An 8,509-nucleotide genomic window follows, 5' to 3' on the forward strand; every position below is an offset into this window, starting at 1 on the left:
GGCGTCGCGCTCGAGCAGGTGCGCGTGCCGTTCGGTGTGATCGGCGCGATCTACGAGGCCCGCCCCAACGTGACGGTCGACATCGCCGCGCTCGCGCTGCGTTCCGGCAACGCCGTGGTGCTGCGCGGCGGGAGTGCCGCCCGCGACTCCAACACCGTCCTCGTCGACGTCATGCGCAGCGCCGTGCAGAACGCTGGACTCACGCCCGAGGCGATCCAGACCGTGGACGACTTCGGTCGTGACGGCGCGAAGGCGCTCATGCACGGTCGTGGCTTCATCGATGTCCTGATCCCGCGGGGGAGTGCGGGCCTCATCGAGGCGGTCGTCACGGAGTCGACCGTGCCCGTCATCGAGACCGGAGCGGGCAACGTCCACATCTTCCTCGACGAGACGGCGCCGGACGACTGGGCGAGTGACATCGTCGTGAACGCCAAGGTCCAGCGCCCGAGCGTGTGCAACGCGGTGGAGACCGTTCTGGTGCATCGTCAGGCGGCTCCGCGTCTGATCCCCCTGGTGGCCAGCGCGCTGCAGAGCGAAGGGGTCGCGATCCACGGCGACGACATGGTCGCCGGTCTCGTCTCCAACGTGATCCCCGCGGTCGAGGACGACTGGGAGACCGAGTACCTGAGCCTCGACATCGCGATGAAGGTCGTCGACTCCCTCGATGAGGCGCTCGATCACATCCGCCGATACAGCACAGGTCACACGGAATCGATCATCACGACCGACTCGCGCAATGCGGAGCGCTTCCTCGCCGAGGTGGACTCAGCCGTCGTGATGGTGAACACCTCGACCCGCTTCACCGACGGCGGCGAGTTCGGCTTCGGAGCGGAGGTCGGCATCTCCACCCAGAAGCTGCATGCGCGGGGGCCGATGGGCCTGTCGGAGCTGACCAGCACGAAATGGCTCGCGCGTGGGGCGGGGCAGACCCGCGGCTGAGGGCTAGACTGGGGGACGCTGTACATCACAGGATCCCGAACAGCACGCCACGAAACGGAGTCAGGATGAACCTCGTCGCACAGATCGCGATGGCCGCTGCCGAAACCGAGCACCACGGCAACGTCGCGCTCGAAACGGTGATCTTCGGAGCCATCGCTGCGGTCGTGTTCGCCTTCCTCGGACTGGTGACCTTCTCCTACAAGAACGTCGCCAACCGTCACTCGGCGAAGGCCGAGGCCTGGGCTGCGCAGCACGGCAAGGACGGTCACGAGGCGGGACACGGCCACTAGGCCCCCATGAACGACGCTGCGACCACGCGCACCCCGCGCATCGGCGTGATGGGCGGCACGTTCGACCCCATCCATCACGGCCACCTGGTCGCAGCCAGCGAAGTCGCGAACTCCCTCGGTCTCGACGAGGTCGTATTCGTGCCGACCGGACACCCGTGGCAGAAGTCGGGCGTCTCGCCGAGCGAGCATCGCTATCTCATGACGGTGATCGCCACCGCCTCGAACCCGCAGTTCACGGTCAGCCGCGTCGACATCGACCGCGAGGGCCCCACCTACACGATCGACACGCTGCGCGATCTGAAGCGCGATCGTCCGGATGCGGAGCTCTTCTTCATCACCGGTGCCGACGCCGTGGCGCAAATTCTCAGTTGGAGGGACCATGATGAGTTGTGGGAGTTGGCCCACTTCGTCGCGGTCTCACGCCCCGGACATGTCCTGAGCACCGACGGCCTCCCGAGCGACAACGTCAGCCAACTCGAAGTGCCGGCGCTGTCGATCTCGTCGACGGACTGCCGTGAACGCGTTCGCGACGATCAGCCGGTCTGGTATCTGGTCCCTGATGGGGTCGTTCAGTACATCGCGAAGCATCATCTGTATCGGAGCAAGGCATGAGTACATCGGATCAGCAGGAGCAGGGTCCGCTGACGCGAAAGCAGCTGCGGGAGATCCGGCTGACGGGATCGACCCCGGTCATCTCCAACGAAGAGGCCGCTGCGGCGGCTGAGGCGGCACCCCCCGTGCCGCCGCTGCCCCGTGCTGTCGAACCCGTCGAGGTCGCGCCGGCACCGACGTCGAACGCCGACGAGGCGAACGGCGATGCACCCCTGACGCGTCGTCAGGCACGTGAGCTGGAGAAGGTCCGCACCGCCTCGGTTCCGGTCATCGCCGACGACGATGCTGCAGAGGATTCCGACGACACGGAGTCGGAGCAGCCTGCCGACCACGCGCCGGAGGAGAACCCCGTCGAGTCGACCGCCGCCATCGCGGACGATGCTGACGCTCCTGCGGAGATCGTGTCGGGTGTCCCGGACTTCACCAGGAACGAAGAGCCCGGCGACGACGACGACATCGACGACGAGGTCGCCATCGCACCCGTGAGCGCATCCGTCGCCGCGGACTCGGTGGGCGAAGTTCCGCTCGAGGTCGCTGATGAGCAGGCTGAGGAGTCGGCGCACGACGAGGACGTGGCTTCGGCTCTCGGCCTCGTGACGGAGGACGCCGACGGTTCCGACGAAGATGCCGACGACGTGCTCGCCGACGTCGACGATGCCGATGACGACGACGACGATGACGATGACGTTCGCCCCACGGTCAACCCCGCCTTCGGCGAGGGGCTCCTCGCCGAAGCTCCGGACCCGCACGCGCCGTTCCGCCCGTCGTTCGACGAACTGCTCACCGTGGGCGACTCGACCGGTTCGCAGCACTCCGCGCCGAACGCCCTGATCTTCACCCCGTCTCCGGGCGAAGGATCACTCTCCGGCCCTGTCGCCTCCACCGGCGAGATCCTCGTCACCGGGTCATACGAACTGCCGCAGGGCATGGGCTCGCAGGGCCATGCTCTCGGAACCACCGACGGCAAGGACGTCGACGCTGTTCTCATCGACGGCGAGCTTCCTCCCGCGTCGTCCCCCACGCCGATCGCCGCCAGCTCGGCGGTCAGCACCATCAAGCCCGCCGGCGAGGTGATCCGTCCGCCGGCGCCTGAGAAGGGCAACCGGCTGATGATCACCCTGGCGATCGTCGCCGGAGGCCTCGCCCTCGCTGTCGGTGTCGTCGTCATCATCGCCATCACCACGAATGTGTTCTGATGCAATCACCTGAAACCGCCGAAGAGATGCTGCGCCTCGCAGCACAAGCCGCCATCGACAAGGGTGGAGAGGATCTCGTTGCGCTCAACGTCTCCGAGCCGCTTCCGCTCGTGGACATCTTCCTGCTCGTCACCGGAAACAGCGAGCGCAACGTCGCCGCGATCGCCGATGAGATCGAGGACCGACTGATCGAGTCGGGCCACAAGCGGGTACGACGCGAGGGACGTGCAGAATCCCGGTGGGTGCTGCTCGATTTCGGCGACCTGATCGTGCACGTCTTCCACCAGGAGGAGCGCGTCTACTACGGTCTCGAGCGTCTCTGGAAGGACTGCCCCGTCGTTCCGATCGACGTGGCCGAGCCCGCCGCAGACCCCAGCTGACATGTCGACGCACCTGATCACGGGTGCGGGCTCCGGCATCGGCGCGGTTCTCGCCCGTCGACTGCTGTCCCGTGGCGACGCCGTGGTGGCGCTGGTCCGTGATGCCGGGCGTGCCCGGCAGATCGCGGAAGAGCTCCCCGGCGCATCCGTCCTCGTCGGCGACCTCGCACAGCCCGGCCGTCTGTCGTGGGCGCTGTCGAAGCAGCATCTGCCCGACCGCATCGACTCGCTGGTGCACGTCGCCGGCGTCGTCGATCTCGGTGACGTCGCCGACCTCGCCCCCTCACTCTGGGAGCAGCAGCTCGCGGTCAACCTCATCGCGCCCGCGGAGCTCACGCGCCTCCTGCTGCCGGTGCTGCGCGTGTCTCAGGGTCAGGTCGTGTTCGTGAACTCGGGCGCCGGGCTCCGTGCCAACGCCGGATGGTCGGCGTATGCGGCATCGAAGCACGGGCTCAGGGCCCTCGCCGATGCGCTGCGGGCGGAAGAGGCCCAGCACGGCGTGCGGGTGACCTCGATCTACCCCGGGCGCACCGCCACTCCGATGCAGGAGCGCGTGCATCAGCAGGAGGGGCAGGAGTACGACGCCGGCCGCTTCATCACCCCGGAGGCCGTCGTCACGACGATCCTCACTGCGCTCGACCTCCCTCGCGACGCGGAGATCACCGACCTCACGGTGCGACCGGGCCGCTGAGTCGTCGCTGTTCTCCGCGCCCGTGCCGCGACCGAATCCACCGACGGCACCGTCCTCGTGTGGTGTCAAGGGGCTTCCCTGGCAGCGGTTCGTGGCGCACTCTCTAGGGAGAGAGTCCTGGAGGGCCCCCACATGTCTGAACTTCCGGATCCGCGTTTCATGCTGAATCGCATCACGGCATCGGAGTGGGTGATCAACGACCTTCGTTACTCGCCCAACGATCCACGCCACGTGGTCGCGTGCGTGTACGAGCTCGCCGAAACAGAAGTCGAAGTGACCTGGTTGCGCGACCTGCCTCTCGCCACCCGATACGGGACCGTTTTCGAGGTGCTCGAGGACGTCGAGCGGATGCGTGGTTCGAGCACGGCCACACGTCCGATCTCCATTCCCCATCGGCCGCCGCTGCTGGCGACGTAGTCGACCGCACGAGGCGCTGGCCGCCGCGAAGAGGCGCACCCCTCGATCAACGAGGGGTGCGCTTCGTCGTTCGCCTGTGGAGTGCTCCATCGACCGAGGCGCTCGGGGAAACCGCGTGCGACGGGCCGCACGGACACGCTCACACGCGACCTATGCGTCGCGTCGAAGGCTCTGCCGGTTCGAGATGAGACCGGCAGTGATCACGCATCCGACGGAGACGGCTGCCGCCGAGAGCAGCGGCGCCGCGAGATCCGCGAGTCCGACGCCTGATGCAGTGAGCAGCGTCGTCGGAGCCCAGGTAGCCTGTGCGTCGACGCTGCTCAGCAGCGGCAGTACCAGCATCAGCAGGGTCGCGGCGGCGATCGCGGGGGCGGTGCGCCTGGTCAGCGCCATGATGAGGTATCCGATACTCATCGCCATGACGAGGTAGAGCCCCGAAGCCACGCCGATAGTGATGATCAGCCCGCTGTCGATCGGACCGAGGAACACCGTGGTGAGTGCGGCAGCGAGCAGCAGGGCCCCGGCGTAGCTCCCGACGGCCGCGATCCAGTTGATGACGAGGCGGGGCAGCATCAGCGGGGCGAGGTGTCTGACCCTGGTGCGGTAGAAGATCGAAGAGCCGGGGCGGGTGTCCCAACTCATGGAGGTGATCGCGAGGGCGACAGCCAGAATGAGACCGAGTTGCATGGCGCTCTGGTTGAACAATGCGATCCCGTCCATCGGGGTGGCGTCGGCAGCTTCGATGGTGAGTTGCTCGGTGCCGGCGGCAGCGGCCAGTAACTCGGGCATGTAGAGCGCGAGGGCGGGGCCGGAGAGTCCGAAGAACGCGAACACGGCCAGCAGACCGATCAGCGCTCCGGAACGGATGAGGCGTCGCGTCTCGACGCGGGCCGAGGCGAGGATGAGGGTCATCGGTGTTCCTGGTTCTGGACGATGCGGGCGAATGACGCGTCGAGGTCGCGATCGCGCAGAGTGACCTCGATGATGGGCGTGCGGAGGGTCTGCAGGGCGGTCACCAGGTTTTCGGCGGCTGATTCGAAGCTGGGGAAGCGGACCGTGCACAGCATGTCCGCTTCGAACTCGAAGCGCGCTTCAGGGACAGCAACCGCAAGGTCGGCAGCGCTGATCTGTGCGGGGGCGCCGAGGCGGATCGTCCAGACGGGCGCGATGCCCTCAGTGAGGATCGACGCCGTCGTTCCCTGGGTGATGACGCGCCCTTGGTCGATGACGACGATGTGGTCGGCAAGCTCTTCGACTTCGCTGAGCATGTGGCTGGAGAGCAGGATGCAGCGGTGGCGCTTCTGCGCGGTGATGATCCCGCGCACGTCGGCGCGGCCGATGGGGTCGAGCGCGCTGTTCGGCTCATCGAGGATCAGGATCTCCGGATCCGTGACCAGCGCTGCCGCCATGCCGAGGCGTTGGACTCGGGCCGGGCGAGGCCTGCGATGATGCTGAACAGGACCGTCTTTCCGGCTCCGTTGGGCCCGATGACGGCCGTCACGGCGCGTTCGTCAGCGGTGAAGTCGATGCCACGGATGCCACCACCGCCCGGGTAGATACGGGTGAGGTCTCCGACCTTCAGCGCCGCGGTCACCGCAGGTCCTCGTCTCTGAGTCTCTCGCCCCGGGCTCGGCCGATGATGATGTAGATGACCGCGCCGACCGGGACGGCGAACAGCACGATCAATACCCACGCCCACTTGGGGAGATGCTCGACGGGCCGGCGGATGATGTCGACGAGTGACCATCCGATGAGCACGGCCACGAGGATGAGAACAGGCATGAGGGGGAGGGGCATCGACGTGTCGAAGTTCACGGGGTTCACAAGGACTTCCCTTTCTTTCAGAGGATTGCCGTGGCAGAGTGCGCGGGTGCTGCACGAGCCACGCACGGCGAGCTGAATCAGTGGTGGGCACCAAACCACCACTGACTCGCCGCCTTCGCGACGTCGATATCGCTCAGCCGTTCGGCTCCGAGCTCTTCGGGGTGCTGCCCCGACGCGCATCGCCTCCGGTGGTGGTTTCGCGCGGCATCAGAACCGTGCTGAGAGTGCGACGACGGCGACCCGCGGACGGTTCGTTGGTCAGCACGCCTTCGAGTGCCGTCATGAGGGTGCGCCCGAACTCATCGACCTCCTCGTCGCTGGCCCAGAAGGACGCCTGAGCGAAACTGACCTGGTCGGCGCGCAGGTCCGGGTCTCCGGCGTGCAGATAGTCGCTGAAGTCGCGGATCAGTCCGGAGGTGAAGACCGTGAACGCCGTCAGCAGCTCCTCGTTGCTCAGGGAGTTCAGTTCCTCCGCTGAGGGGTTGGCGAAACTCGGGGAGCGGCGGTAGGTCCTCTCGCTCGCTCCTCGAACCTGCTGTTCATCTGCCACCTCGATCAGCTCGTGCGTGACCAAGTGGCCGACGTGCCGGTAGAGGGTGGCGATCGGGATGTCGGCCAAGCGCTCATGAAGCTGGTGCGTCGTGAGTTCCTCCTCGCCCAGCAGCGTCTGGACGATACGAAGGCGAACCGGATGCAGAAGTGCCGAAGAAGTAGCCACATCGATTCGGTATCAGTATTGATAGTGATAATGCTAAACAACGTGGCCTGGTGTCCCGCGGTCGACAGGTCAGTCGACCGCGGGGCGGGGGTGATAGACCGATTGAGCCTCCACCGCGGCGGTGGCGAAATCACTGTCTGCATTGATGACGTGGCCGCGAGCCAGCGTGAGTCCGGTGGCGCGGCCCCGTCCCTTGAGCACGGCGCCGCGCAGGTCAGGGTCGGGGTCGCGGTGGCTCCCGCCGCCGACGAGCGAGACGTTCACCGCGGTGACGTCGCCGAGGATCTGCGATCCATCGCCCAGCGTGGAAGCGCCTGCGAGGTCGATCCTCCCGATGAGACGCACTCGACTGACGACGGTGATCACGGCATCGTGACGATTCGCGAGGAGGGCAACGGCGTGCGGGCCGAACTCGTTGTCGGCACCGATGCTCACGCGCCCGCCGTCGGTCGCCTCGATGCGGGTGCCCTCGAAGAACCTGTTGCCGTCTCCGACACGGAGAGCGTCGGATTCAGCGTCGATACGGACGTTCGGTGAGAACACGTTTCCTGTCCCGATCCGAGCGTGCACGGAGAGGAGGGCGGAGTAGGGGTCGATGAAGACGTTGTGATCGTCCGCGATGAGCTCGCTCACCGTCCGATAACCCAGGAGCGTGCGCACGCGGTCCGCGTAGGCGAGGGGTGTCTCCGTCATGGCGCCTCCTGATCGCGTCCTCATCCACTGGAGCGACCCCCATGAGACGAAGAAAGCCCCCGGAGAACCGGGGGCTTTTTCTGTGGACCTGAGGGGACTCGAACCCCTGACCCCCTGCATGCCATGCAGGTGCGCTACCAGCTGCGCCACAGGCCCAGACGCTGTTCCGGACCAGCCGGAGCAACTTGAAAAGAGTACTACACGAATCGACACGAGCACCAATCGGGGTGGGTATCCCGGGCGCGTCACGGCGTGGACGACGGCGGAGAGGAACAAGCGCGTGGAGCGGGGCGTTGAACCCGGCGTGAGCATCCTCGACAGTCTGGTGATCGGCGCAGGGCAGGCCGGCCTCTCGGCATCCTTCCACCTCGCACGGCTGGGCATCTCGCACGTGGTCCTCGACGCGGATACGCGGCCCGGGGGTGCCTGGCAGCACCGGTGGGACGCGCTGACCATGCGTGACGTGCACGGGGTCGCAGAGCTGCCGGGAGACACTCCTCCACCACGCGACGGCGCACGCGCGAACGAGGCAGTGCCCGCCTATTTCGCCGCCTACGAGCACAGGCATGCCCTCCCCGTGCTCCGTCCCGTGCACGTGGAGCGGGTGGACGACCAGGACGGCGTGCTCGTCGTGCGCGCCCGCGAGGGGGAGTGGACGACCCGCACCCTCGTGAATGCGACCGGCACCTGGTCGCATCCCTTCCTGCCGCACTTCCCGGGTATGGAGACCTTCGTCGGCGAACAGCTGC

Annotated in this window: 14 protein-coding genes and 1 tRNA gene; 8 read left to right on the top strand and 7 right to left on the bottom strand. The window is 66.9% G+C overall.

What is annotated here, in order from left to right; translation table 11 throughout:
• The 7 genes from KZA10_RS04015 to KZA10_RS04045 all read left to right on the top strand — a co-directional run.
• The coding region (locus tag KZA10_RS04015; RefSeq protein ID WP_218682231.1) for a glutamate-5-semialdehyde dehydrogenase at window positions 1-939 on the top strand (939 nt) is incomplete at its 5' end.
• A gap of 65 nt (window positions 940-1,004) precedes the next feature.
• On the top strand, window positions 1,005-1,229 hold the full coding sequence (locus KZA10_RS04020; RefSeq protein ID WP_021198522.1) for a hypothetical protein: 225 nt from the start codon (window positions 1,005-1,007) through the stop codon (window positions 1,227-1,229).
• 6 nt (window positions 1,230-1,235) lie between these two features.
• Entirely contained in the window at window positions 1,236-1,841 is a 606-nt protein-coding gene (gene nadD, locus KZA10_RS04025) for a nicotinate-nucleotide adenylyltransferase (protein WP_055867584.1), read from the top strand.
• Window positions 1,838-3,037 carry a hypothetical protein gene (locus tag KZA10_RS04030; RefSeq protein ID WP_218682232.1) on the top strand — a complete coding sequence of 400 codons (1,200 nt, stop codon included), beginning with the start codon at window positions 1,838-1,840 and terminating at the stop codon, window positions 3,035-3,037. Before nadD ends, KZA10_RS04030 begins: the two co-directional genes overlap by 4 nt.
• Window positions 3,037-3,417, top strand: a complete 381-nt coding sequence (rsfS, locus tag KZA10_RS04035; RefSeq protein WP_218682233.1) for a ribosome silencing factor — start codon at window positions 3,037-3,039, stop codon at window positions 3,415-3,417. Before KZA10_RS04030 ends, rsfS begins: the two co-directional genes overlap by 1 nt.
• Window position 3,418: 1 nt before the next feature.
• Window positions 3,419-4,108 (top strand): SDR family oxidoreductase, encoded by a 690-nt coding sequence (locus KZA10_RS04040; RefSeq protein ID WP_127482243.1) that lies wholly within the window; start codon window positions 3,419-3,421, stop codon window positions 4,106-4,108.
• A gap of 132 nt (window positions 4,109-4,240) precedes the next feature.
• Complete coding sequence (locus KZA10_RS04045; protein WP_218682234.1) at window positions 4,241-4,525, top strand: hypothetical protein; 285 nt, start codon at window positions 4,241-4,243, stop codon at window positions 4,523-4,525.
• A 150-nt stretch (window positions 4,526-4,675) separates the two neighbouring features.
• Here the strand turns inward: KZA10_RS04045 and KZA10_RS04050 are convergent, their stop codons facing one another.
• The 7 genes from KZA10_RS04050 to KZA10_RS04080 all read right to left on the bottom strand — a co-directional run bounded on the left by KZA10_RS04050 (window position 4,676) and on the right by KZA10_RS04080 (window position 7,916).
• A complete protein-coding gene (locus tag KZA10_RS04050) occupies window positions 4,676-5,437 on the bottom strand; it encodes a hypothetical protein (RefSeq protein ID WP_218682235.1) in 762 nt (253 codons plus the stop codon).
• On the bottom strand, window positions 5,434-5,934 hold the full coding sequence (locus KZA10_RS04055) for a hypothetical protein (RefSeq protein ID WP_218682236.1): 501 nt from the start codon (window positions 5,932-5,934) through the stop codon (window positions 5,434-5,436). Before KZA10_RS04055 ends, KZA10_RS04050 begins: the two co-directional genes overlap by 4 nt.
• Window positions 5,898-6,119 carry an ATP-binding cassette domain-containing protein gene (locus tag KZA10_RS04060; RefSeq protein WP_218682237.1) on the bottom strand — a complete coding sequence of 74 codons (222 nt, stop codon included), beginning with the start codon at window positions 6,117-6,119 and terminating at the stop codon, window positions 5,898-5,900. Before KZA10_RS04060 ends, KZA10_RS04055 begins: the two co-directional genes overlap by 37 nt.
• On the bottom strand, window positions 6,116-6,307 hold the full coding sequence (locus KZA10_RS04065) for a PLD nuclease N-terminal domain-containing protein (protein ID WP_218682238.1): 192 nt from the start codon (window positions 6,305-6,307) through the stop codon (window positions 6,116-6,118). Before KZA10_RS04065 ends, KZA10_RS04060 begins: the two co-directional genes overlap by 4 nt.
• Before the next feature lie 175 nt (window positions 6,308-6,482).
• On the bottom strand, window positions 6,483-7,067 hold the full coding sequence (locus tag KZA10_RS04070; RefSeq protein ID WP_218682239.1) for a helix-turn-helix domain-containing protein: 585 nt from the start codon (window positions 7,065-7,067) through the stop codon (window positions 6,483-6,485).
• Window positions 7,068-7,136: 69 nt separating this feature from the next.
• Window positions 7,137-7,760, bottom strand: a complete 624-nt coding sequence (locus KZA10_RS04075; RefSeq protein ID WP_218682240.1) for a hypothetical protein — start codon at window positions 7,758-7,760, stop codon at window positions 7,137-7,139.
• Window positions 7,761-7,843: 83 nt separating this feature from the next.
• A tRNA-Ala gene (locus KZA10_RS04080) sits at window positions 7,844-7,916 on the bottom strand.
• A gap of 148 nt (window positions 7,917-8,064) precedes the next feature.
• Between KZA10_RS04080 and KZA10_RS04085 the strand changes: the two genes are divergently transcribed.
• Window positions 8,065-8,509 (top strand): NAD(P)-binding domain-containing protein (locus tag KZA10_RS04085; protein WP_218682241.1); only part of this gene is annotated, 445 nt, incomplete at its 3' end.

It is taken from the genome of Microbacterium sp. BF1 (assembly GCF_019279095.1).
Taxonomy (GTDB): domain Bacteria; phylum Actinomycetota; class Actinomycetes; order Actinomycetales; family Microbacteriaceae; genus Microbacterium; species Microbacterium maritypicum.

Excerpts from the sequence above, each read along its gene's own strand:
- KZA10_RS04020 (WP_021198522.1), top strand. The coding sequence starts at position 1,005 with ATGAACCTCGTCGCACAGATCGCGATGGCCGCTGCCGAAACCGAGCAC.
- nadD (WP_055867584.1), top strand. The coding sequence starts at position 1,236 with ATGAACGACGCTGCGACCACGCGCACCCCGCGCATCGGCGTGATGGGC.
- KZA10_RS04030 (WP_218682232.1), top strand. The coding sequence starts at position 1,838 with ATGAGTACATCGGATCAGCAGGAGCAGGGTCCGCTGACGCGAAAGCAG.
- rsfS (WP_218682233.1), top strand. The coding sequence starts at position 3,037 with ATGCAATCACCTGAAACCGCCGAAGAGATGCTGCGCCTCGCAGCACAA.
- KZA10_RS04040 (WP_127482243.1), top strand. The coding sequence starts at position 3,419 with ATGTCGACGCACCTGATCACGGGTGCGGGCTCCGGCATCGGCGCGGTT.
- KZA10_RS04045 (WP_218682234.1), top strand. The coding sequence starts at position 4,241 with ATGTCTGAACTTCCGGATCCGCGTTTCATGCTGAATCGCATCACGGCA.
- KZA10_RS04050 (WP_218682235.1), bottom strand. The coding sequence starts at position 5,437 with ATGACCCTCATCCTCGCCTCGGCCCGCGTCGAGACGCGACGCCTCATC.
- KZA10_RS04055 (WP_218682236.1), bottom strand. The coding sequence starts at position 5,934 with ATGGCGGCAGCGCTGGTCACGGATCCGGAGATCCTGATCCTCGATGAG.
- KZA10_RS04065 (WP_218682238.1), bottom strand. The coding sequence starts at position 6,307 with ATGCCTGTTCTCATCCTCGTGGCCGTGCTCATCGGATGGTCACTCGTC.
- KZA10_RS04075 (WP_218682240.1), bottom strand. The coding sequence starts at position 7,760 with ATGACGGAGACACCCCTCGCCTACGCGGACCGCGTGCGCACGCTCCTG.